This is a genomic window from Streptomyces sp. NBC_00829, assembly GCF_045161795.1.
In the GTDB taxonomy this organism is placed as follows: domain Bacteria; phylum Actinomycetota; class Actinomycetes; order Streptomycetales; family Streptomycetaceae; genus Streptomyces.
In genome coordinates this window covers 2,811,670-2,834,474 of sequence record NZ_CP108867.1, presented here as the reverse complement: position 1 = coordinate 2,834,474, position 22,805 = coordinate 2,811,670, and the positions used below count along the sequence as shown (strand labels likewise).

Here is a 22,805-nt window from a genome sequence, read left to right as displayed (position 1 = left end):
GCCCGCCGCCGCGGTCCCCGGCCAGGGCATCTCCTGGCGCAATGGGGACCGAAGCGGGGACCGAACGGAGTCACGGTCCCCTGCTGCACGCGCCAGCGGCGATGCTTCGACGGGTGTTCCGGTCGGGGACCGAAACACCCCCAGCGCGGAACATGCGCAGGTCAGTGCCCCGGGGACCGGTCCCGCCGGAGCGGAAGCCGGGGACCGGGCGGAGACTTTCGGTCCGCTGGTCCCCGAACCCGGTCCCCGAATCCCGGGCGAGCACGCCGTGCTCCGAGCCGATGGTGAGGGTCACGGTCCCCACGCATCTGTGGGGACCGTGACCCCCGACGACGGTTCGGGGACCGGGGACCGCGCCGGTACGGGCGGCGAGACGGCCGACGAAGGAGCCGAGCTGCTGGATGACCTACGTGCGGCTATCGGTCGGTACGTGGTGCTGCCGAGCGACGAGGCTCTGACGGCGGTCACGTTGTGGGTGGCGGCCTCCCACATCCAGCCTGCCCTCCAGCACGCGCCACGGCTGGCGGTCGTGGGACCGACCAAGGGGTGCGGCAAGTCCCGTGTCCTGGACGTACTCCATGAGACCGTGCACCAGCCGATGATGACGGTGAACACCTCGCCGGCAGTGGTCTTCCGCGTCATCGGCAAGAACCCGCCGACGCTGCTGGTGGACGAGGCCGACACCATCTTCGGCCCCAAGGCCGGTGACAAGGAGGACCTGCGCGGTCTGCTGAACGCCGGGCACCAGCGCAACCGGCCCGCCTGGCGGATCTCCGGGCCGGAGCACAAGCCGACCGCGTTTCCCACCTTCGCGATGGCCGCGCTGGCCGGGATCGGTGACCTGCCGGACACGATCATGGATCGGGCGGTCGTCATCCGCATGCAGAAGCGCAAGCCCGGCGAGCGGATAGCCCCGTTCCGCTCGCGGTACTCGCTGCCCGAACTGCACGCGCTGCGCGACCGGCTGACCGCCTGGCTGGCCCCGCTGCGGAGCACCGCGGCGGGCTCGGTTCCGCAGATGCCGGTCGAGGACCGCGCCGCCGACACGTGGGAGCCGCTGGTGATCATCGCCGACCTGGCCGGCGGGCGCTGGCCCTCGCGGGCCCGTGCCACCTGCATGGCGATGACCCGCAACGAGGTGGTCCAGGACGAGCAGACGACACTGAAGACTCGGCTGCTGCGAGACGTCCGCCGCGTGTTCGAGCAGGAGGGCCACAAAGAGGCTCTGCGCAGCCAGGACTTGCTCGCCGCCCTCGTCCAGGACGCCGAGGGGCCGTGGGCCGAGTACGGCACCAAGGGCCTGAACGCCTACCACCTGGCCAACCTGCTACGGGACTTTGGCATCAGCCCGGCCAACCACCGTTTCGAGAACGGCAGGCAGGCCAAGGCGTATGCCCGCAACCAGTTCCTCGACTCCTGGGCTCGCTACTGTCCCGACCCTGCCCAACCGGCCCCCGCAGACGACGAGGTCGCGCTCGTACGGCCAACCCACGGCAAGCCGCCCGCCCCTCCGTCCGGGACGCTGCCCATCGGCCCGCCCAACTGGCCAGCTGGCCCCAACCCCACTCGCTGACACCAGCTCCGTATCAATCCGTCGCATCCGTCCCCGCGCAGGTCAGCGCGGGGACGGAGTTCCTTGGCGATACGGATCACTCCGTACCTGTGACCGTCTCCGTACCTGCCCTGACCAGCTACGGGACGGATGCAACGGACGTGGCGAAGCCCCACCCCACACGACTACCGGAGCACCACCATGCCCGACACGAGCACCGACAACGCCCCCACCCGCCGCCGCAAGGGACTCTTCGGCCTGCCCCGCCGATCAGCAGCAAGCTGGAGCGAACGAGCCTCTAACGAGGCTTCGTCCGCGCTTGCCCCCGCCCCAGGGTTGGCGGAGGAGAAGGCCGGGCGCCAGGGGGCGCCCGAGCCAGAGGAGGGTATAGCCGAGGCCAGCTGTCCGCCCGCAGCCGACTCCGTCGCCTCGCGCACTCAGCCGCCGGCCGACGTCCAACCGCCCGCCGAGCAGCCCTCCTGGCGGGATCCCGACGCTCCCACCCTGCCCGCGCTGATGAACCGCAAGCGCACCGTGGAGAAGCGCGACCAGGAGAAGACCATCCGCTTCACGCGGACCGCGGTCCGCGTGATCAGCGCCGCCGCTCACCAGCGCGGTCAGAAGTTCGCCGGATTCGTCGGGGACGCCGCCCTGGCCGTTGCCCTCGGCAAGGCGGGGCTGGTCGGCAGCCCGGAGGACGATCCTCTCCGCCCGCTGATCGAGGCCGTCGAGGCACACACGGTCGCGCTGAACCGCATCGGCGGCAACCTCAACCAGATCACCGCAGCCATCCACCGAGGAACAGTGCCCGAGCGTGCCGAGGCGGTGCTGGACCGCGTCGAGCAAGCGGCTCAGAACAGCTACCGACTGATCGACCAGCTCCTGACGGAGGGCACCACGCATGGTTCCTGACGTCTCCACCGGTTCCGACACCCGCGGACTGATCGTCTACCTCTTCGGCCCCGGCCGCCGCGACGAGCACACTGACCCTCATATCGTCGCCGCCTGGGACATGGCTGGCGCACCCGACCCGGGCCGCGACCCGGCAGCCACCTACTCCCAGCTCGCCAAGCGCCTCGACCACCACGTCGACCTGCGCACCCGCGAACTGGGCGGCAAGAAACCACCCCAGCATGTCTGGCACTGTCCGGTCCGCACCGCGCCCGGCGACCGCTACCTCACCGACGTCGAGTGGGCCGAGGTCACGCGCCGCATCGTTCACGCCGCCGGCATTGCCCCCGAAGGCGACGAGAAGGCATGCCGGTGGATCGCGGTGCGCCACGCCGACGACCACATCCACATCATGGCCACCACCGTCCGCGCCGACGGGCGCCGCCCCCGCACCCACCGCGACGGACAGCGGGCCCAAGCCGAATGCCGCAAGATCGAAGCCGAATTCGGCCTGCGCCGCCTGAAGTCCGGTGACCTCACCGCACCGCGCACCCCCACCGGCGCCGAACGCGCCAAGGCGGAACGCGAGGGCCAGACGGTCACAGCACGGCATTGGCTGCGCGAGCAGGCGTACGCGGTCGCCGCCGTGGTGCGCAACGAAGCCGACTACTTCACCGTGCTTCAGTCCCTCGGCATCAAGGTCAAAACACGCCTCGGCCCCGAGACCGGTGACGTGATCGGCTACAGCCTGGCCGCACCTGGCGACAACAACGCGGCTGGCGAACCCGTCTGGTACGGCGGCTACAAACTCGCCCCCGACCTCTCCATCAACCGGCTACGCGAACGCCTCCCCGACCAGGAGGTGACCGACCGCCCCCGGTATGTGGCGGACCCCGCCGAGCCATGGCGGCACACCACCACCGCAATACACACGGCGCACTCCGTCCTCGACTCCGATGACGATGCCGCCGCCCAGGGCTACCTGGCCGCCTTCGGTGATGCCCTGTACAACATCGCCAGCGCCACGACCGGCCCTCACCGGGCGGAACTGCGGGCGGCGGCGATGGCGTTCAACCGCGCCCGCCGCTCCGCCACCCGCGCCGACCACCAAGCCGCCAGCGCCCTGCGCAAGGCCGCCAAGGAGCTCGCCTACGCCTCCAGCGAGCCGGGCGGGCTCGCCATCGCCCTGCTCTTCGCCACCGTGCATCTGACCCGCGCCGCCGCCAAGTGGCACCAGCAGCGCGGCCACGAACAGCAGGCCGCTGCGGCCGAACAAGCCTTCCGCCACCTACAGGCGGGCTACCAGCAGGCCGCCGCACCCGTCTTGGCCGACTTGGCCCGCCGCGCACCACGAGCCGCGACCGCCCGCCGCTTCGAGCAGGACGTTCGTGCGGCTCTCCCCAACCATGCCGACCGAATCCTCGCCGACCCCGCTTGGGCCGCCCTGATCACTACCCTCGCCCACGCGGAAACCGCCGGACACAATCCCCGGCATCTCCTGGCCGCGATCGGCACCCTGCGAGAACTCGACAGTGCCGAGCGCCCCGCCGAGGTCCTCAACTGGCGCATCACCGCTCAGCCGAACCGGCGGACGCAAGCGGCTCGCAGGCGAAGCACCATCAGCGGCACATCCTCCATGTCCACCACGCCATACCCTCCGGCTACACCAGTGACCGTGAGGGCCGAAGAGCGCAGTCGGCACCGCTGACCCCGGTCAGATGCCCTTCTGCGGACGCGCATCCTCATCACGCCGTAGCCTTCCGGCGTGCGCTATCTCGCAGAACCATTTATCCTCGGCGCCCTCAAGTGGGAGCGTTCCGTCGAGCAGTTCCTCGGACCGGCTGGAAGCCCCGAGAGGCCGGGGATCCGCTGGGTCGAAATACGACCGGCCCAAGGGTCCTACCAGGTCTACGTCCACGCCGCTCTCGACTGTGAACCCCTGACTGGCGACCTGGATTCGCTACCACCGTTGTTTGACGACGGGGAAGAGGACTTCGGCCTGCTCTTGGCAACCACGAGTGAGCCGCTTGCTGCCATGGACGCTGCCGAGAGCCAAACCGGAGCCGTACGCGAACGCTGGGTAAACCAGTCCATGGCAGGCGATGAGTACCGCGACTACGTACTGGCCGGCCGCCCCGCAACGACACCTGACGACCAGCCGTGGCCCACTCCGCAGTCGTCGGCCGCCAGGTCGGCGACCTCGTAGACGATCAACGCTTCACGGAACTCCGGTCAGAGCCGTTTCCAAGAGTCCCCATCACGCTGCCATCGCGTTCAGGATCACAACGGCGCCCAGGCAGGCAGGGCCCACAGCGCACCCTGATGCCCTCGCTGCTCCTGGCAGCGAGGGCATCAGTCGTCAGGCGGCGCGGGCTGTGGGTAACTGCGAGGCCCACGTCGTGACCTCGGTCAGGTGCTCGGGCTGCAGCCCGAGGTGTGGGTCGGGTTGAACGAGGAGGGTCGCCGTTCCCTTGGCGGTGCGCTCCGTCGCCCAGGCGTGGTCGAGGCTGGTGAAGTCGTCGTCGATCCAGACGGCGGGGGCGTCTGACAGCCAGGCGTCGACGTGGTCGCGCTTCCAGAGGTAGCCGTTGGGGTGGCTGGTGGTGATCTGCGGACGCGGCAGGTCGACGTACGGCAGCGACGGGAGGCCGAGGAGGGGCCCGATCAGGGTGGTGGCGTCCTGCCGCCAGCTGGTGCACCAGACTGGCGTGACGAGACCCGTACGGATCACGTCCATGAGCGCGAGGCCGTGGGCGGAGTCGAGCCAGATGGTGACCGGGTTGTCGGCGCTCCGGCCGGTGGGGACGACGTCGTGGCGGGCGTGGGTGACCGGGGTCGAGCCGTCCGCGTTGGGGAAGGGTATGAGGACGCCGTCGATGTCGAGGAGCAGGTAGGGAGGGCGCATCGGTTCCTCCGGGGGAAGCCAGGGCGAATGGCTGGTCAGAGCTTGCGGGCGCGGATCAGCAGGGTGGTGGGCCAGTGGCCCATGCGGGGGTCGTGGAACTCCTGGGCCGAGGTGAGCCAGAAGCCGGCCTGGCTGAGGTGCTTCTCCCACCGGTCGGTGTCGAACTCCCAGCGGGCGATGGGGAGCCGGGTGTGGTCGGGGAGGGTGACGTGGTCGCGGCGGGGCCGGTCGTCGCCGGAGGGGCTGCGGCCGCCGCGCTGCGGGTGGGGGACGGAGAAGGCGAGCACACGGCCGGGCGTAAGTCGCTGGGCGATGGCTGGCAGCAGGAGCTCGGGCGCGACGAGCCCTACGGCGCCGAAGACGGAGTAGATCGCGTCGAACTGCTCGTCGGAGGCGTGCAGGTAGTGCAGGGCGTGGCCTGCGACAAAGGTGAGGTTGTTCAGCCGTCCGTAGTGGGAGCGGGCGCGGCGGACCTGGAGGCCGACCAGGTCGATGCCGGTGACGTGGGCGCTGTGGCGGGTGGCGAGGTGGGCGGCGTTGTGGCCGGGGCCGCAGCCGAGTTCCAGGAGTCGCTTGCCGCGCAGGTCGGGGCCGAGGACCTCGGCTCCGGGTTCTTGGCCGGGTCTCGTGGTCCATTCCATCCGGGCGGGTACGGAGAGGGGTTCGGCGAGTCCGTCGGCCGTGCGCTGGAGGGCGTGGGCGTGCCATGGGGATGCCTGGGCGAGCACGTCAGATCTCCAGGAGGTGGAGGACGTCGATGAGGTGGCGGCGGACGGCCTTGAGGTAGGCGGGGTCGGTGGCCGGGTCGTCGATCCAGCGGATGGACTGCTCCATGAACCACTCGACGGCCCACATTCGGTGCCAGCCCAGGGCCCAGTTCTCGGCGGTGAGCCCGCCGCGCGGGGCGAGGGCGTCGGGGGTGCCACCGGCGGTGACGTACTGCTCCAGGAAGACGCGCAGGCGCACGGGGTGCGGGGGCTCGATGGTGCCGTGCCAGCTGGCGAGGTCGAGCAGTCCGGGACCGGTGAAGGCGCGGGCGAAGTCGAGCAGCCTCCAGCCGTGCTCGCCGATGTGGAGGCTGGTGGGGTGGAACTCGGAGTGCACCCAGCCGAACGGCGCCAACGTCGCTCCGGCCGAGCGGGCATCGGCGGCCTCGGCGATCCGGTTGAGCGCGTCCTCGACGTCATCGGCGTCCTGCCACCGGTCGGCCTTGCGCAGCCGTTCGAGATGCTCCAGCGCCCGGGCGGGCAGCGTGCGCAGCCGCTGCTGGTCCAGGACGGGCAAGGGCGGAGCCGTACGGGTGCCGTGCAGGACCACGGCCGCGGCGACGCCGTCCAGGTCATCGGCCTCGCGGACGGACGGCCCGAGGTCCTCCATGAGCATGCCGAGCCAGCCGTCCAGAACGGCGGAGGCGTGGACCTGGGGGACAGGGACGCCGAGGGTGCGGGCCAGGCGGAGGGCCTGGTCCTCGCTGTCGAACGGCTTCTTGGCGTACTTGAAGATGGCCGTGGAGCCGTCGGGGAAGGCCACGCGCTCGACGCCGGACATGGACCACACGCGTACCTCCTCCCGTACGGCGGTGGTCTGGCCGGCCACGGTGAGCAGGTTGTCGAGGAGTTCGGCGCTGGGGTTCGTGGTCACGTGAGGACTCCGGGGAGATGGTGGCGTCCGGGGCGGGCGAGGGATGCTGGGCCGCCCCGGAGCCTGATCGGGTGGTGGGTTACGCGGCGGGGTTCACGCGGTGGGCGTAGACCTGCTCGATCCAGTCCGCCTTGAACGCGCAGAGGTCGTCGCGGAAGTTCGCCATCGAGGCACCGTAGGGCGCGACCGCGCCGCCGGACTGGTCCGGCACGGACTGGCACCCGTGCACGAGCCGGCCGCCGAGGGCGGCGTGGGCCTTGATGGACTCGATCCGGCGGTGCTCGTTGAACCAGCCGCCGTGGTAGACCTCGTCGAGCATCCCGCCCATCTCGTCGTCCAGGTCGAAGACGACGGAGGTGGCGGCGGGGAAGAACCAGCACGGGCCGACGTTGGAGATGTGCCCGTCGAGCTCGACCTTGTTGAGCGCCATGAGCGTGGCCGCCTCGCGGAGCATCCGCAGGTGATCGGCGGTGATCTGCGGGAGTCCGAGACCGGCGAGGTGCTCGTCACGGAAGAGGTAGGCGTACACCTCGTACGCGGTGGCCAGGACGCGGGCGGCGTCGGAGGTGGACTCGCCGTGGTTCTTGATGAAGTCGAGCGCGAGCTGCTCGACCGCGCTCTCGGTCGTCTCGTCCACGTCCAGGAGCTGGGACTTGACCAGCTCCCAGTCGGCGACGAGCCAGGAGTTGGACTCGAAGCGGAAGAAGTACTCGGCCGGGTCGATCGTGATGCGCCGGCCGTCGACCTGGATGCCGGGCAGGCGGCTCCAGCGCGGGTCGAACGCCTCGGGCAGCTCGACCGTGATGGCCGTGGTGTCGATGGTGGTCACCGTGTCTCCGTCTCTGATCGGCCGGGTTCGGGCACAGGAATGCCCGAGCCCGGTGTGGGCGTACGGAACTTCGGGGAGCCGCCCGGACCAAGGGGGAGCCTGGATCACGGTCGCGCCGTTCCGGGCGGCTGCTGATAAGTGAACCGGTGGTCACGCTCAGTGGGTACGGTGGAAGGCAGTTGAAGCGGTATACGCGGTTTACAGCTCCAGGGCGGAGGCGATCGTGGCGGCGCAGAGAGAACCCAACTCCCGTCTGCGCGACGTCATCGACGCGGTCGGCTGCACCTACGAGGCCCTCGCCCGAGACGTGCGGCGCATCGCCGCCGAGAACGGCGAGATCCTCCAGACCAACAAGTCGGCCATCTCGCACTGGGTGAACGGCACCCGTGCCCCGTCGGGCCGGGTAGGTCAGTACCTGGCCGAGGCTCTGTCCCGCCGAGCGGGGCGCACGATCACCCAGACCGAGATTGGCCTCCAGGCAGGTGATGACGAAGAGCCGGCGGAATCTGACCCCGTCCTCGCGGTCACCGACCTGGGCCGGGCCGACGTCGAGCGCCGCCGCTTCCTCGCCATCGCGGCCTTCACCACTGCCGGCGTCGCCATGCCGCTCGGTTACGACCACGAAGCCACCGCCCGCATGCTCCGCGCCCGCACCGGCACGTCCCTGGTCGGCGCGGAGGACGTGGACGTCGTGCGCCAGATCACCGCGGCCTTCAGCGCCGCCGACGAGCGCCTCGGCGGCGGGCACGGCCTGACCACCGTCACCGCGTACCTCGCCGACACAGCCGCCCCCATGCTGCGCGGACGCTTCCCCAGCGAAGCCTTACGACGGGCCGCCTTCGGCGCCGTCGCCGAACTCGCCTACCTCGCAGGGTGGAAGCACCACGACCTCGGCCAGGAGGGCGCCGCCCAGCGCTATTACCAGGTCGGCTACAAGCTCGCCTGCGAAGCCGACCCCCACGGCCACGCCGCCTGGATGATGCGCGCCCTCGCCCACCAGGCCCTGAGCCTCAAGCAGCCCCACCACTGCGTCGACCTCGTCGAAGGCGCCCTACGCACAGGTCTCGGCCACGTCGACGGCCAGACCGAGGCTCTCCTCCACATCACCCACGCCCGCGCCTACGCCGCCCTGAACGAGAACCCCCAGGCCGCGCGCGCCCTGCTCGCTGCCGAAGACGCCCTCCTCCGCGACGACGGCCCCCAGCCCAGCTACTCCCGCGTAAGCGGACCGGCCGCTGGCACCGTGGCCAGCCACACCGCCCGCACCCTGACCGACCTCGCCGACCACATCGGCACCGAGCAGCAGCACCGGGACGCCCTCACTCGCTGGGACCCGGAGAAGTACAAGCGCGTCCACGCCCTCACCCACGCCGATCTCGGCGACAGCCTCGCCGCCCAGGCCCGCGCCGACGAGGCCGTCGCCGCCTGGACCCAGTCCCTCGTCCTCATGGAAGGCATGACCTCCGACCGCACCCGCAAGGCGATCACCTCAATCCGCTCCACGCTCGCGGTCTACCAGCGCCGCCGCGTTCCCGGTGCCGCCGATCTCGCCCGCCGCGCCCGCGAGGCCCTCGCCTAACATGCCCAACAACCCGCCCGACGAAGGGAACACCGTGGCCCAGCAGACCGACGACCGCTCCCAAGCCCTCAAGCCGGCGCTCGAATCGATGACCCTGCTGGTCGCGGCCGTCATCGTCCACGACAAGGCGACCAACCGCGTCGTCCTCCTCCAGCGCAGCGAAAACGCCAAGTTCGCCCAGGGCCTGTGGGACCTCCCCGTCGGCAAGAGCGAGCCGGGCGAACCCATCACCGAAACTGCGGTGCGCGAGCTCTACGAGGAGACGGGCCTCACCGTAAAGCCCGAGTCCCTCAAGGTCGCCCACATCATCCACGGCGCCTGGGGCGTCGAAGCCCCCAACGGCTTCCTCACGGTCGTCTTCGCCGCCCACGACTGGACCGGCGAACCCGAAAACCGCGAACCCCGCAAGCACTCCCAGGTCCGCTGGATCGACGCCGACGCCATCCCCGAAGCCTTTGTGGACACCACAGCCAGCGCCCTCCATCAGTACCTGGTCGGAAGTTCCCAGGTGTCACTCGACGGATGGAGTTAGCCGCCGCCCTGAATTCGGGCGCATTATGTATAAAATCTCGGCCCTGTCTGAGGGAGGGCTCAGGCCGCTTTGGCGGTGGGCGCGTCGCCTTGGCCAGGCGGTCCGCGTACACCTTGTCTCCGGCGGCCGGGTCGGCTCTGCAGAGCAGTTGGCGCGGGTCGTGCCAGGATTATCCTGCACCCCTTCGTTCCCACATCAATGCACGGACGGTCGCCACCTATATCCCGCAGTCGCCAGCAGTGGGTCAACGTCCTCGATGCGGCCCACCTCAAGCAGCAGAGCGTCTTGCGACTCCGCCTCAACGGTAGCCAGCTACTCGCCCGGGAACATCGTGGCCGGGAAATAACAGCTTCCGGTCTCGTTTGCGTGACGCTTCTTACGTCGAAGAAGTTCGTCGAGCGTGAGGCGTCCATCGAGAACGTAGAAGAAATCGAGACCTTCCATCGTCAGGAACGGAGTGCTCTCTCGGTATGCTTCTCGTGCTCCGCTAGTGAATCCATTTACGCTGATAAATATTCCAAGTGAATTCTTTCCCTTTCGCCTTACTTTCTCGTTAAAGGTGTAAAGATGGTGGGGCTGGATTGCCTCCTGCCACCACTTGGCCTCAATGATGTAGTCATCTGTGTCGAATGTGAGTGAGCCGTCGATTTGCTCGTATTCCAGGCTGTATGACAGGCGGGGCTCCATGTCGAACAACCTGAAGACGTCGTTTAGGAATGGCTCGAAGAGCCTGCCAGCCTTCTGGCGATTATCCATACGCTCCAATTCGATGAAGCGTTCTTTGAGGGCGGCAAGTTTGGCGTCGAAGCTCTGCTGAGCCTCCACCACCGCACGGTAGGTGACAAGTTCATCATCGAAGTGTGACTGTTCCTCGTGGGCATCGCGCTGGCGGTCTACCAGCTCCCTGAGGTGGTCAACCGCTTCCCTTGCTTCGGCGACCAGCGATTCGGCGCTCTCGTGTCGCTTCAGCCCAGGGAAGCTCGTCAGTTGCGAGATCTCCGCCATCATCCGAAGTGAAAGGTCGCGGTATCGGCCCTCATTCGCCATCAGTCGGTCCACGAACTCGTCCGTGGTGGCCCACTTGTAGCCACTGAAGTCCATGTGGGCCAGCAAGGAAGGGTGGTCTGTGGCCCACAGGCGGATGAAGCGTTCAAGGTCACGCTTGTACCAGAAGATCGATTTCAGCGCGCCAGCAAGGGCGCCGTAGGCGGCTGGGCTGATCGGCGGCGCGGGTTTCGGTGTGCTTGTCATCTTTCGTCCGACCTCCCAGTCTCTGTACAGGGCTGCTAACGCCTGGTCAGATGATGCTACAGAGAGGAGTCGGGCACTCACCTGCCTTCGCTATGGATTGCCCCGCCATGTGCGGCGGGCCAGTGGAGCTGGAAGACGTGATGACGCCCATGAGCGTCAGTGAGTCGGGCCTCGATCCAGCCCGGAAACGGGGCGGAGTCGACCCGCCCGAATACGTCGCAGCGAAGTGAGACTGCTGCCATTCCCACCGAGGGCTGTGTCGCTATCCGAGGCCGTCTCCGAAGAGGGGCTCGTACGGCAGATGTTCGTCGCCCGGAACGTGCGGTATGTGGTTCGGGGCCGTGCGTGCTGCGACGGTCAACAGCCGGGCGGCGGCCTCCTCTTCGGAGGCAGGTGTGAGCGCGAGGGCGTCCAGGAGACGGTCGCGCTCAGTGTCGAAGTCGGGGTGGTCGGCACGGAGTTCCGATCCCAGCTCGCCGATCGCGAACCCCTTCGCCAGGTCCCGCCAGAAGGGCAGGATCACGACGAGCCTGATGGCCTCGACGAGGTCGGCGCCGATCAGAGTGGCCTGGCCCTCGGAGTCGGCGTACAGGACAGGTCGCTCATCGGCCCCGGCTTCCCCGCACAGGAAGTACGTGCCGCCGGCGCCGCAGCCAGCTATCGGGTGCAGCGGTGTTCCTGTAGGAAGGGCAAGGTCCTCAATGGGGTCTCGGCGATCGATGTCGAAGTCGCCTGGCCAGGCGAGCGAGGCGGCCAAGGAAGGGTCTTGCTCGATCCGGCGGAGCAGATCATCTGAAGCGGTCATGGGCGGAACGTAACAGCGGCCTCGGACAGTGGGTCCGGCTGAGTGAGTGGCGAGGCCGGAGGGGTGCTGTCAGTGGGGCGTGGCACAGTGCGGCCATGAGCTACGACCTGGCGGTGTGGGAAGGCGACAGACCCGCAGACGATGTGATCGCGGGTGAGATCCTCACCAAGCTGTACGACCGCTACATCGACACAGACGAAGAGTTTCCACCGTCACCGCGCGTCGCCGAGTACGTTGCCGGGCTCCTGGCGCGATGGGTGGACCTCGCGGAGGACGAGGAAGACACCTCTCCCTGGTCGACCGGGCCCTTGATCGGCGAGGCGGCCGGCCCGTTCATCTACTTCCCGATGCGCTACAGCATGGCCGAGGAGGCTTCGACCTACGCTGCCGATCTCGCGGCATCGATGGGGCTCGTTTGCTACGACCCGCAGGCTCGGCGGCTGCGGCCCTGACTGACTCCGGATCGCAAGTCGGTCTCGCCCGCCGGGGAAGCGCCGCTCACCCGCTCGGTCTTGCGATGGGACAAACAGCACGCCATGGCATTCGGCGGTCCCTGCCGCCGTGCTACAGGCCGCGAAACAGCGAACGCAATGCGGCGGGTACGTGGTCTCGCTGGAGCCCGCTCTTCTCGTGCTGGCGCAGTCGGCGTCCTGTTGCGTGCCGTACTTCGATGCTGCTGTGGCCGCGTATGTCCCGCAGCACGCATACCGAGATCTCTTTCGCCGACCCGGCTGCACCGCCTTCGAAGCACTGGTCGTGACCGTCGTGGGCCGCGATGCGGCGCCAAGGCCGGCGATGGTGCGAACACCGGGCGAGCTGGTTGGCGAAGTCTTGCGCACTGCCGGGCCGAGCCGCTGGATCCTTGGACAGCCCCCGCTCGACGACGCTGCGCAGACTCTGGGAGACGTGCGGGGCGACATCCCGGAGCTTGTCGAACTGGTCGCGGAGGATTCGATCTTTACGAGCTTGTCGTCCCAGGCTCAGCGGGCCATTCGGGTATTGCCCGGAGAGGAGGTAGAACATGGTTGCAGCCAGCGAGTAGACATCCGAGGCCACCGAACACTTACCCGTGCTCAATACCTCCGGAGCCACGGTGGCGAGTGTTCCGTTCGCCACCGTCTGGCCATCAGCGTCCATCCGTACGGCAAAGCCGAGATCTCCCAGCAGGACGTCGTCACCCGTGTCGACGAAGGCATTGCCGGGCTTGACGTCACGATGCAGCAGACCGGCGGCGTGGATGCGCTCGAGCCCGTAGCCGAGCTGTTGGCCCCAGTGCACCGCCTTGGCAGCGGCTACGCCGAAGGGCGTCGCGGCCGATTCAAGGTCGCCGTCCATAACAGGCATGGTGATGTACCGGATGTCGGTACCGCTGGCAATGTCGGCGTTGTAGACGGCGAGGAGGTACTGGCTCTGCAACTGCTTGAGTACCTGGGCCTCGTCCCACGTTGCCGGTTGACCCGGCAAGGGCTCGAAGAGCTTCAGCGCTACTTCCGTGCACAGGTGCTCATCCTCGACCCGGTAGACCTCGCCACCGGATCCACGCCCAAGGCGTTCCAGCACCTTGTAGCGATCGCTGATGCGGTTCCCGATCTGGCGGTTGCCGACCTGGGCGATGACCGTTCCCGACATGCCCGACACCCTATAGTGCTGCGCATGGTGGTACTTGGGATCAGTGTGGGTTTCCCAACGGCAGGGCGAGGTCCGGTAGTTACCTGTGTCGCCCTTGAGGGATGGCACGGCGGGCCGCGGATGCTGGAGGTGTGTGAGCTCCGGACGGCAGCGTTGGAGGTCATTGACCAGGTGGAAGACTTGGGGCGAAAGCTCAGTAGCAAGCTCTCAGCTTTGAACCCCGATGCTGTGGTGATCTGCATCGCGGACGTCAGCCCGTCTGGCAACCGTATGGCAGCACCGCGCCACCGCCTCATGGTCGAAGGCGCTCTCGGATACGTCAGCCGCGATCACAAGATCCAGCAGGTTGTGTACCGCAACGGCAAGGAAGTCGGCGAGGCGCTTGGCCTGAGCAAGGCCGATGCTCTTGCACGGGGTAAGGCGTTGGACTCCAAGCGATCGGCTGCGGCTGCGGCGGCTCTCACTGCTCTGCCCGCTGCATCTACAGACCCGAATCCGTCGTAGAGGACGGGCGCGCCGGTGGTAGTTCTCCGAGTACGTCCAACACATCCACGCCACAGTCTGCGGCTTGCGCTGCGACCGCGGTCAGTTGGTGGAGGACGACTGCGTGGATACGTCGTGCTCCGAGGCTGCGGGCGTGGCGTGCGGCCTGCGCCACAGTAGTGCCGCTGGCAAGGTTGACGTCCACGATCAGCACGTTCTGGGATGCTAAGGCTGCCTGCGAGGACAAGCTGACCAACTCGCTGTACGACGACAAGAGCGCTCCCACCAAGCGCTCCGCGACGGGGCTGGCGGCGAGGATCGCCTGAGTGCCATGCTGACGTGCGACAGCCATCACTTGCTCGGTGGCGTCGCGAAGGGCACCTGGATCAGCTAGGCGCTCGATGTTGCCGTGAGCCGTGTCGACCGCGTCCAACAGGTCACTCATCAGTACACCCCCATCGGTTCACTGACTTTCGGTATGTGCAGTCTTGATGGGCAACGACGGCGTGCCAATAGCGATACTGATTCCGTTACCAACGACGTTGCCTTCGGCCCCCGCGGGTAGCAAGTCGAGTGCCCATCCATCCCCATCCTGAGGTACGACGGGTTCCCCACCCCAGGCTGCCTACGGGTAACTGAGCCACGGCTACGGCCGGGTCCAGCCGTTGGCGAAGGCGCAGTGGAGGTCCGTCCAGCGGCGCTGCTCAGTAGGGGTGTAGTCGGGGTGGTCGCGGAGATGGGCCAGGGCGTTGACCCAGTGGTCCCAGAGGCCGTCGGGCTGGGTGAAGCGGGCCGCGCGGTGGGTGCCGAGGCGGGCGTCAAGGTGGAGGAGGGCGCCGAGGGCTGCGGGTTGGTCGTAGCGGAGGTCGGTGCGGGGGAGGTAGTGGTCGAGGTAGGCGATGAGGAGCTCGGCATCGGCGTGGGTGCCGAGGCGGGCCAGGGCGAAGCAGTAGGCGTTGCCGGAGTAGCAGACCTCGCTGGCGAGGAGGAGGTCGCCGATGCGCCCGCGGAATGATTCGCGGCGGTCAACGCCGATCAGGCAGGCGGCGGTGAGGCGCGAGCGCCATTCGTAGGCGAGGAGCGCTTCCAGTTCGGCGTCGGTGATGGCGGAGGCGTCGTCGATCAGGTGGCGGGCGAAGCGTTTGGCGTGAGGCCACCCCGGCCGCAGGATGCGCGCGCTGTTCAGTTCGAGGTAGCGCGGGTGGTCCGAGTCCTTCCTCGTCACGTAGCGCTCGATCACGTAGCCGTAACCGATTTCCTCGGGGTGCTGGAACGGCATCGGTCACCTCTCCGGGGATAGGTCGGCACGGTCGATCCAGGTGGGGGCGACGAAGATGTTCTCGCCGACGGGGGCTTCGGAGGCTTCCAGTAGCGACCACGTGCGGGACTCTTCGACGAGGTGCTCCCAGGGCGCGGTCCAGTCGAGTTCCCAGTCCAGGCCGGTGCCGGAGATGCCGTACGTGCGGCCGGCGTCCACCCGCCAGAATTGGGAGTAGAGGACCACCTGGGCGTGGTCGGCCAGGTCGTTGATGATCTCGGCGAAGTGGGCTGAGGGCCATCCGGGGGCGTCATCTGCAGCGGCGGTGCGCAAGCGCGCGGTGAGCGGTGGGACGACAGGGGTGCGGGCGCCGAGTTCCGTCAGAGCCCAACGGATGCCGCCAGGCTCGGTCCAGTCGGGCGGGGTCTGTCGTTCCAGGCAGGCGCGGTAGGCGCGGCGCAGTGGCTCGACCGCACCACCGATCTCCAGGCTCGCCAAGGCCATGGCCGCCCACTCGCGGACGGTCGGATTGTCGCTGTCCAGTAGGCCGATGAGGGCGAGGCCGCAGCGGGGATCGCCCACCTCTTCGAAGACCTCGAAGGCCGTCAGGTGACCGAAGCCGCCGAGGGAGGGCAGCCCGTCGACGATGGCGGGGATGGCGTCGGAGCCGATGCAGATCAGTTCCGCGCGGGCGTCGTAGGACGCGGCGGCCTCGCCGTCGAGCTGCTGCACGAGTGCGTCGATGCGGGACGTCATGACGCCGGGTGGCTGCGACGCCAGAAGGTGGGGAGCCACCAGCAGAGCACCGAGCGGTCGTCGGGCCACGGGGTGCGTTTGTCAGCCTCCCAGTCCTCGAAGGAGTCGCGAGTCGGGTCGATGGGGCGCCAGGCGGGGTCGAGCGGCTCGTCCGCGGCCGGAGGGCGGGCGTACTGGCGGCCGCGCTGGTCGCAGGCGCCGAAGTCCTGGTAGTTCCGCTGAGCCTCGATCAGTGTGACCCTGTTGGCGCCGACGGGCGCGGCCGGCCAGCGGAATTGGACTCCGTCGTCCTCCCAGAAGCAGACGGGGCAGATCTCGTACGACCCGGGCATCTCGTCCAACACGAGGTGCCCGCAGCAGGGACACGGCTGGCGGTGGCTCACCCGCGTATTCTCAGCGACGGGCCCGTCCCGATGCCATTTATTTCCAGGCTGAACGACCGCAAGATGCTTGCCCGGATCCATTCCGCTTCCACGCATAACTCGCCGAACGTGCAGAGAAAAAGGGTCGGGCTCTGGTGGGCCCGGCCCCTTCCTCGTGCGGTGCCGACGTGTGGTTCCGGCTTCAGCCAGTGCGGTCGGGAGCCGGCTCTCCGACAACGCCGATCGGCACGAAGGGAATCGTCTTGCGCTTCACCGGTTCATCGCCCACCAGATGAGCCACGCCATGAGTGTGGAACCGAGCGCCGAAGCCGCGCCGCGGAGCATGTGCCTGATGAGACCTGACCAGGCGCGGCGGGCGAACCGACGTAGCAGCCGGATGCGGACCGTCCACTTCGAGGTCGTCTTCAGGTCCTTCTTGATCGCCTTGGGCTTGCGCATTGTTCGTCGTCCTGGTGGTGAGGTCGGGCAGTTCCGGTGACGACGTTCCGGTACTCGAAGGGTGTTGCGCACGGGGCAACATGTTGCAGAGCGGGCTGCAACAGTTGGGGTGTTGCAGGATTCCGCGCAACACCCCCGGGTGTCAGAGGTAGCAGGTAGGAATGGGTGGTGCTGTCAGACAATCGGGCGGACGGCACGCTCGATGAGTCTCGCGCCGATCTGTCCGCCGCCGAACTGGACCTCGTAGAGGCCATGCGCGCGGCCTTCGACGCGCTGGGCCTATCGCGCAGGGCCGTCGCCCGCAAACTGTCGTGGAACTTCGCGACGATCAGCAGGTACCTCAGGTGTAAGAGTTTTCCGCCTGTGGAGTTCGTCGAACAGCTCATCGGGCTTGCCGGAGACAGGCTCTTCGTAGCCGAGGCCGAAGAACTGCGGCGCCTCCATGACGCCGCCAAGGAGGGGCGCAAGGACCCACAGCACCAGATAAGGACGCTGAGCGCCCAGGTCCGCCGCACGGCCGAACAGGCCAAGGAGGCAGATCGCAGAAGCACGGAAGCGGAGGCCGCCCTGAACCGGGCCCTCACGGAGATCCGTCGGCTGCGCACTCAACTGCACATCTTTACGGGATCGCTGGAGGACCGTGGCGACGCCTTCCTGACCGAGCTGGACCGCTACGCGGCACAGCACGCACCCGGTGCCCGTGACATGCCCGTCCGAGTGCGTTCCACCGTTCTGGCCTCCTGGCGCACCATCTTGGTGGGTGCGGATTCCGCACCCACCATGGCGGGGACGGATTCCCTGCCGGGTACACGGGATCGCCGATGCGCGACCTATGACCGGCTGGAACTCGAACAGCGCCACCGCGACGTGCTGGATGCCCTCGTTCCTCTGGGCGATCCGGATGTCGGACCGCTGGGGGAGGCAACGGTCGAGCTGCATGACCTGGCCTTCGAGACCATGGCCGGGTCCGGTCCTCGGCCTTTTGCCCGAGCAGTCGTGTACGTGTCCCCCGACCTATCGGCCCGGCCCGATACCTCACAGCACGTGCTGCGTGGCCAGCTGACAGCCGGAGCCGCCGCGGGCCCGTTGGTCGACTCCTGGCGACGGAACATCAATCGGTGGGACCACGAGACGGGCCCGCGGTGGACGGACAGCCCGCCCCGCAGCGCCGAGCGACGGATCGCACTGTACGAAGCCCTCGCCCTAGAGCCCGCCACCCGCCGGATTCTGACCGAGTTGATCCCGATCTCCTTCGCCGCCGGCCCCATCGTCATCGGTGAACCGCCACAGCCGTGGGCCACTCCGGCGCGCTTCGCCGACGGCTGGTACTGGCCCGCCTACGAACGGTGCTTGAGGGACCTCAAGGGCTGGTCGGCTGAGGCCGTGACCGGTATCGACGAGGCTGCCGACCGAGTGGTTGAGCGGCTCGCCGACCCCACGGACGCGGTCGCCTATCAGACCAAGGGCCTGGTGATGGGGCATGTCCAGTCCGGGAAGACCGCGAACTTCACCGGCGTGATCGCCAAGGCGGTGGACCGCGGTTACCGGCTGGTGATCGTGCTCAGTGGCTCCCTCAACATGTTGCGCTCCCAGACTCAACGGCGTCTCGACATGGAACTGGTGGGCAAGGAGAACATTCTGCGCGGCGCTCCCGAGGAGTACTCCGAGTACGCCGACGACCCGCAGTGGCAGCGGGGCGGATTCCTCTCGCACGGCGAACTCCCATCACGCCTCGGCGCGTTCGACGTCATCCGACTCACTACCCGTGACGACGACTATCAGGCGCTGCGCCAGGGCATCACCGCGCTTGAATTCGAGAAGGCCGATCCCACCTTGCCGTTCCACGACCCACGCAACCTGCACCGCAGCGCGGCGCGACTCATGGTGGTGAAGAAGAACAAGGCGGTTCTGGCGCGGGTCGTCAGCGACCTTCGGCGGCTGGGGCGACAGCTCGAAGAGGTTCCCGTCCTGATCGTGGACGATGAGTCGGACCACGGATCGGTGAACACGGCACACTCCGGGAGAGGACGGGAAGGTGCCGAACGCACGGCGATCAACGGCCTCGTCTCCGAACTGCTGGGGTTGCTCCCGCGCGCCCAGTACGTTGCCTACACCGCCACCCCGTTCGCGAACGTCCTGATCGACCCGACCGATCAGGAGGACCTGTTTCCCAAGGACTTCGTGATCGCTCTGCCCCGCCCTTCCGGCTACATGGGGGCGCGCGAGTTCCACGACTTCGACTCACCCGTGCCAGTGGACGAGCGGACGGTCGCCGACTCGAAGGAGCTCGCGCACGTCCGACCCATGGGGGAGACCGGGGGCGATGACGACGTGTACCTGCGGCAGGCAATGGACGCCTTTCTCCTGTCGGCGGCAGTCAAGCTCTACCGTGAGGCGCACGACCCGAGCGGTATCGGCTACCGCCACCACACGATGCTCGTCCACGAGTCCGTACGGATGGCCGACCACCGCGAGAGCGCGACCCGGATCGCCCAGCTCTGGCACGCGGACCAGCAGGAGCGGGGCGGGGGGCTCGGACGGCTGCACGCCCTGTTCGAGTCCGACTTCGCACCAGTCTCGGCCCACCACCACGACGGGTTCGTGCGGCCACCGGACTTCGGTGACCTGGTGCCGTACCTCCGCGCGGCGCGCACCCGCATCGAAGGGGGAGAAGGTCCCGTCGTCGTGGTCAACGGCGACCGGGACATCGAGAGCGGGACCGTGGACTTCGACCGCCGTCCGGTGTGGAAGATCCTTGTGGGAGGCGCCAAACTATCCCGTGGCTTCACCGTCGAAGGTCTGACCGTCACGTACTACCGGCGCAGCACCAACCAAGCTGACTCACTCATGCAGATGGGCCGTTGGTTCGGGTTCCGCCACGGCTACCGGGACCTGGTGCGGCTGTACATCGGGCGTGGCACGGGAGGCGACCACGGCATCGACCTGTACGAGGCGTTCGAGGCCGCCTGCCGCGACGAAGACGCCTTCCGGGCACAGCTCGCCGACTACGCCAAGCCGGTGGACGGCGGCCCGGCGATCACGCCGTCGCAGATCAGGCCGCTGGTGGCTCAGTACCTCCCGGAGCTGAAGCCCACGAGCGCCAGCAAAATGATGAATGCCCGGCTTGTGGAGATCCGCTCGCCCGGAAGATGGATCGAGCCGAGCGCACTGCCTGTCGGTGGAGCCACGATCACACGGAACACGGAACGGTGGCGGCCGGTGCTGTCGGCTCTGGGCGGACCGCTGGAGCAGTTCTCGGTGCCCGCCCACGACGGGACGAGGGCCGCCTCGTTCTCGGCACTCACCGCGATCGTCACACACGGACAGCTGCTCGACGTACTGGGCGGACTGGAGTGGGACCATCCGAAGGTCTTCGCACCGCACCTCGCTTATCTGCGGAGTCTCGGCACTGGCTCGGCGCCCCTGGGGGAATGGCTGATCGTTGCCCCGCAGCTTGCCTCGGTGAACGCTCTGAAGGGACCCCTCCCCGGGACGCCTGAGATCTCACTGTTCCGGCGTGCTCGTCGGCGCCCGGGTGCCTTCGGCGCGATCAGTGATCCCGGCCACCGTCGGGTGGTCCGGGAGCTGCTGCGTGATGGCGAGCGCGGGATCGCGCTGCTCTATCCCGTCGTCGAGCCCGAGCAGGCGCTGGTGCACCCTGTCGATCCCGCCCGCGTCTCCATCGCCTTCGCGTTGCTCACTCCGGACAGGACGGATGCCGACGGATCCGGGCCGGCTATCCGCTTCCAGGCGGGCGACGTATAGCGAGACAGCGCCCCATCTCTGGCGTCACGGACGGACAAGGTTCGGCTCGTGCAATGTCGGGCCGGAGTCGGGCCTGTGCTCAGTCCGCAGCCAGTCCGCAGGACACCCGTAAACGGCCGTCGGGAGCCAACGCATCCCAACGAGGAAATCCCAGGTCAGAGCCCTGGACGGGACTCCGCCGCAGGTCAGGACCAGTCCGCAGACATTCCGCTTCAACGTTTAGCCCAAGATCCGGGGATCCTCACCACTCCAGGTGGTCAGGGGTCAAACATGCAGGTCAGATGGTAAACGGCCCGGTCGCTCTTCGGAGCGTTCCGGGCTGTTTTCTTGCTTTGCTGGGCACGGTGGTGACTTGGTGGTGACCCTTGGGGCGTGCCCGAACACCCTTCTCAGCTGCCGTTTCTGGCCGCTGTTGGTCATGCGTTGGTCACGTGGCCGAAGGTGGATCAGAGCGCGACCCCAGAGAGAGCTTGGACAGCCTCCTCAGCTCCGGGTTGCTCCGCCTGTGCAGCGACGACACCACCCGAAAAACTTCCCGCCCCATGGGGTGGATGCGAGCCACCTGCGGGAGGACCGCGGGGCGAGGCACGTTCCGCTGCTGCCGGAGCCTCGCGCGCAGTGGTTCCCGCCCGCGCCTTGGGAGCGCCCTCTGACCCTGGTCCGGCCTTACCTGTTGTGTCATCTGGGCGAGGAATGGCGCCATGCGCCAACCGGAAAGGGCACGTGATCACGTGACCACCATGACGATCGCTGTGTATCGGATCAACGCCGAGACAGCCGCCCGGACAGAAGTACAGGACAAGGTGACGCACCTTGCCCCGCCCGGCAATCCGTCCGACAAGGGATTCGGATTCCCGCCCTGCGAATGCCCGTCGTGCAAGGCAAAGCGACAGGCCCACGGGGGAATCGTGACCCGCTCATCAATGGGTTTCGTGAAGCACACGATCCGGCACGTGCCGAAAGGCGGAGTCACGCATGAGGCGAGGACGATCCTGTGCCACCGCTCCGGGGCACCGATCGACACGGATACCAAGGCCGTGGATCGCTTCGCGCACGAAGTGCATCATGTACCGGCTTGGCCACGACCATTCGAAGCTTCCCCGTATCTGGCGCGGCCGCCTGGACATTGGTGCCGCTACCTCCAGCGGATTCCGGCCGATCGCAGCTGTTCCTGGCGCAGGATCAGGTGTCGTAAACGGTGGAACGATGCCCCACGTGAACGACCCACACCACCAGCTCACCGTTGTCGATCGTGTAGACGACGCGATAGTCACCCACACGTAGGCGGCGGCGTTCGGGCTGGGACACGAGTGCGGTGGTGTTGAAGCCGAGTGGGTCGCCTTCCAGCTCGGTTAGCTTGGCCAGGATACGGAGCGCCATGTCGCGGGGGATCTTGCGCAGCTCCGCCTGAGCTTCGGGCCGGAAGACGGTCCGGTACTCACTCACTGCGCGCCAGCGTCTCCCTCATGATGTCCTCGATCGGGATGCCGGGTGCCGGGTTGGCCATGCGTTCGTCGATGATCCGGTTGATCTCGCGCTCTTCCCATTCCTGGTACTTGCGCAGTACCTCGATGGAGACGACGGCGGCGACTTCCTTGCCTCGGCGCGTGATCACCGTGGGTAGGTCGTCGCGGTCTGCGCGCTCCACGACCTCCGCCAGGTGTGCACGCACGTCGCGGATGGACTCTATGGGCAGTGGCTGCGTCATGCGCCCAAGGGTACCGAGTGTCCCATGTGTACACAACGCGGCGGCTTGGTCCGGCCCCGGGAGCCACGCGATCGGCACCTCTCAGGCGCCCCCGTCCGCCAGTTCCGCCAGAACCTCCGCGTGGCACCGTTCCGGTACGCACCAGCAGCCCAGGCGCCGGCCCCGCAGGGACGGCAGCTGCGCCAGCAGGTCCGGGCGGGTCAGGAGGTAGGTGCGGTACTTCTCGATGACCTCTTCGCGGGTGCCGTCCGGGCCCGGGCGGAAGGGGCTGGCCAGTGGGGAGGCGTCGAGGTGCCACCCGCCGCGGTGCATCGCGCGGCCCACGTAGACCACATCCGCGTAATCGGGGTCGTCGCGATGTCCCTTGAGGTTGACCACGGTCGTCCTGTCCATGGGTGGA

The 22,805-nt window shown here is 68.0% G+C and carries 24 protein-coding genes; 10 read left to right on the top strand and 14 right to left on the bottom strand.

Annotation, left to right across the window (positions count from 1 at the left end; translation table 11 throughout):
- Positions 1–319: 319 nt before the first annotated feature.
- The 4 genes from OG293_RS11860 to OG293_RS11845 all read left to right on the top strand — a co-directional run bounded on the left by OG293_RS11860 (position 320) and on the right by OG293_RS11845 (position 4,649).
- Positions 320–1,573 (top strand): DUF3631 domain-containing protein, encoded by a 1,254-nt coding sequence (locus tag OG293_RS11860; RefSeq protein ID WP_406003568.1) that lies wholly within the window; start codon positions 320–322, stop codon positions 1,571–1,573.
- Between the two features lie 315 nt (positions 1,574–1,888).
- Positions 1,889–2,464: a hypothetical protein gene (locus OG293_RS11855; RefSeq protein WP_406003567.1), complete on the top strand. Its 576-nt coding sequence runs from the start codon at positions 1,889–1,891 to the stop codon at positions 2,462–2,464.
- Positions 2,454–4,151 (top strand): relaxase/mobilization nuclease domain-containing protein, encoded by a 1,698-nt coding sequence (locus OG293_RS11850; protein WP_405998758.1) that lies wholly within the window; start codon positions 2,454–2,456, stop codon positions 4,149–4,151. Before OG293_RS11855 ends, OG293_RS11850 begins: the two co-directional genes overlap by 11 nt.
- A gap of 57 nt (positions 4,152–4,208) precedes the next feature.
- The gene (locus tag OG293_RS11845; RefSeq protein ID WP_405998757.1) at positions 4,209–4,649 is read left to right on the top strand and encodes a hypothetical protein; all 441 of its coding nucleotides are present in this window, start codon (positions 4,209–4,211) and stop codon (positions 4,647–4,649) included.
- Between the two features lie 153 nt (positions 4,650–4,802).
- On the opposite strand, the gene OG293_RS11840 is transcribed toward OG293_RS11845, so the two are convergent.
- The 4 genes from OG293_RS11840 to OG293_RS11825 all read right to left on the bottom strand — a co-directional run bounded on the left by OG293_RS11840 (position 4,803) and on the right by OG293_RS11825 (position 7,818).
- Positions 4,803–5,348, bottom strand: a complete 546-nt coding sequence (locus tag OG293_RS11840) for an HAD domain-containing protein (protein ID WP_405998756.1) — start codon at positions 5,346–5,348, stop codon at positions 4,803–4,805.
- 35 nt (positions 5,349–5,383) lie between these two features.
- A complete protein-coding gene (locus OG293_RS11835; RefSeq protein ID WP_405998755.1) occupies positions 5,384–6,076 on the bottom strand; it encodes a class I SAM-dependent methyltransferase in 693 nt (230 codons plus the stop codon).
- A 1-nt stretch (position 6,077) separates the two neighbouring features.
- Positions 6,078–6,989, bottom strand: coding sequence for a phosphotransferase family protein (locus OG293_RS11830; protein ID WP_405998754.1), 912 nt, complete (start codon positions 6,987–6,989; stop codon positions 6,078–6,080).
- Between the two features lie 79 nt (positions 6,990–7,068).
- Positions 7,069–7,818, bottom strand: coding sequence for a hypothetical protein (locus OG293_RS11825; RefSeq protein ID WP_405998753.1), 750 nt, complete (start codon positions 7,816–7,818; stop codon positions 7,069–7,071).
- 223 nt (positions 7,819–8,041) lie between these two features.
- Here OG293_RS11825 and OG293_RS11820 point away from each other — a divergent pair, with 223 nt between their 5' ends.
- The gene (locus tag OG293_RS11820; RefSeq protein ID WP_405998752.1) at positions 8,042–9,397 is read left to right on the top strand and encodes a tetratricopeptide repeat protein; all 1,356 of its coding nucleotides are present in this window, start codon (positions 8,042–8,044) and stop codon (positions 9,395–9,397) included.
- Position 9,398: 1 nt separating this feature from the next.
- A complete protein-coding gene (locus tag OG293_RS11815; RefSeq protein ID WP_405998751.1) occupies positions 9,399–9,929 on the top strand; it encodes an NUDIX domain-containing protein in 531 nt (176 codons plus the stop codon).
- Positions 9,930–10,241: 312 nt separating this feature from the next.
- On the opposite strand, the gene OG293_RS11810 is transcribed toward OG293_RS11815, so the two are convergent.
- Positions 10,242–11,261, bottom strand: a complete 1,020-nt coding sequence (locus tag OG293_RS11810; protein ID WP_405998750.1) for a restriction endonuclease — start codon at positions 11,259–11,261, stop codon at positions 10,242–10,244.
- A gap of 181 nt (positions 11,262–11,442) precedes the next feature.
- Entirely contained in the window at positions 11,443–11,985 is a 543-nt protein-coding gene (locus OG293_RS11805; protein WP_405998749.1) for a hypothetical protein, read from the bottom strand.
- A gap of 95 nt (positions 11,986–12,080) precedes the next feature.
- Between OG293_RS11805 and OG293_RS11800 the strand changes: the two genes are divergently transcribed.
- A complete protein-coding gene (locus tag OG293_RS11800; RefSeq protein ID WP_405998748.1) occupies positions 12,081–12,437 on the top strand; it encodes a hypothetical protein in 357 nt (118 codons plus the stop codon).
- A 112-nt stretch (positions 12,438–12,549) separates the two neighbouring features.
- On the opposite strand, the gene OG293_RS11795 is transcribed toward OG293_RS11800, so the two are convergent.
- Positions 12,550–13,614: a serine/threonine-protein kinase gene (locus tag OG293_RS11795; protein ID WP_405998747.1), complete on the bottom strand. Its 1,065-nt coding sequence runs from the start codon at positions 13,612–13,614 to the stop codon at positions 12,550–12,552.
- Positions 13,615–13,767: 153 nt separating this feature from the next.
- Between OG293_RS11795 and OG293_RS11790 the strand changes: the two genes are divergently transcribed.
- Together OG293_RS11790 and OG293_RS11785 are read left to right on the top strand one after the other, a co-directional pair.
- Positions 13,768–14,118: a hypothetical protein gene (locus OG293_RS11790; protein WP_405998746.1), complete on the top strand. Its 351-nt coding sequence runs from the start codon at positions 13,768–13,770 to the stop codon at positions 14,116–14,118.
- Between the two features lie 173 nt (positions 14,119–14,291).
- On the top strand, positions 14,292–14,423 hold the full coding sequence (locus OG293_RS11785; protein ID WP_352151732.1) for a hypothetical protein: 132 nt from the start codon (positions 14,292–14,294) through the stop codon (positions 14,421–14,423).
- A gap of 320 nt (positions 14,424–14,743) precedes the next feature.
- Here the strand turns inward: OG293_RS11785 and OG293_RS11780 are convergent, their stop codons facing one another.
- The 4 genes from OG293_RS11780 to OG293_RS11765 all read right to left on the bottom strand — a co-directional run bounded on the left by OG293_RS11780 (position 14,744) and on the right by OG293_RS11765 (position 16,932).
- Positions 14,744–15,376, bottom strand: a complete 633-nt coding sequence (locus OG293_RS11780) for a DUF6000 family protein (protein WP_405998745.1) — start codon at positions 15,374–15,376, stop codon at positions 14,744–14,746.
- 3 nt (positions 15,377–15,379) lie between these two features.
- Complete coding sequence (locus tag OG293_RS11775) at positions 15,380–16,111, bottom strand: HEAT repeat domain-containing protein (protein ID WP_405998744.1); 732 nt, start codon at positions 16,109–16,111, stop codon at positions 15,380–15,382.
- Positions 16,108–16,494: a CPCC family cysteine-rich protein gene (locus OG293_RS11770; protein WP_405998743.1), complete on the bottom strand. Its 387-nt coding sequence runs from the start codon at positions 16,492–16,494 to the stop codon at positions 16,108–16,110. Before OG293_RS11770 ends, OG293_RS11775 begins: the two co-directional genes overlap by 4 nt.
- A 249-nt stretch (positions 16,495–16,743) precedes the next feature.
- Entirely contained in the window at positions 16,744–16,932 is a 189-nt protein-coding gene (locus OG293_RS11765) for a hypothetical protein (RefSeq protein ID WP_405998742.1), read from the bottom strand.
- 168 nt (positions 16,933–17,100) lie between these two features.
- On the opposite strand from OG293_RS11765, the gene OG293_RS11760 reads away from it, so the two are divergent.
- Entirely contained in the window at positions 17,101–20,697 is a 3,597-nt protein-coding gene (locus OG293_RS11760) for a Z1 domain-containing protein (RefSeq protein WP_405998741.1), read from the top strand.
- Positions 20,698–21,879: 1,182 nt separating this feature from the next.
- Here OG293_RS11760 and OG293_RS11755 read toward each other — a convergent pair.
- The 3 genes from OG293_RS11755 to OG293_RS11745 form a co-directional block, all read right to left on the bottom strand.
- Positions 21,880–22,143, bottom strand: coding sequence for a type II toxin-antitoxin system RelE/ParE family toxin (locus OG293_RS11755; protein ID WP_405998740.1), 264 nt, complete (start codon positions 22,141–22,143; stop codon positions 21,880–21,882).
- On the bottom strand, positions 22,136–22,405 hold the full coding sequence (locus OG293_RS11750) for a type II toxin-antitoxin system Phd/YefM family antitoxin (protein ID WP_405998739.1): 270 nt from the start codon (positions 22,403–22,405) through the stop codon (positions 22,136–22,138). Before OG293_RS11750 ends, OG293_RS11755 begins: the two co-directional genes overlap by 8 nt.
- Before the next feature lie 81 nt (positions 22,406–22,486).
- The gene (locus tag OG293_RS11745; RefSeq protein WP_405998738.1) at positions 22,487–22,798 is read right to left on the bottom strand and encodes a DUF4326 domain-containing protein; all 312 of its coding nucleotides are present in this window, start codon (positions 22,796–22,798) and stop codon (positions 22,487–22,489) included.
- Positions 22,799–22,805: the final 7 nt, after the last annotated feature.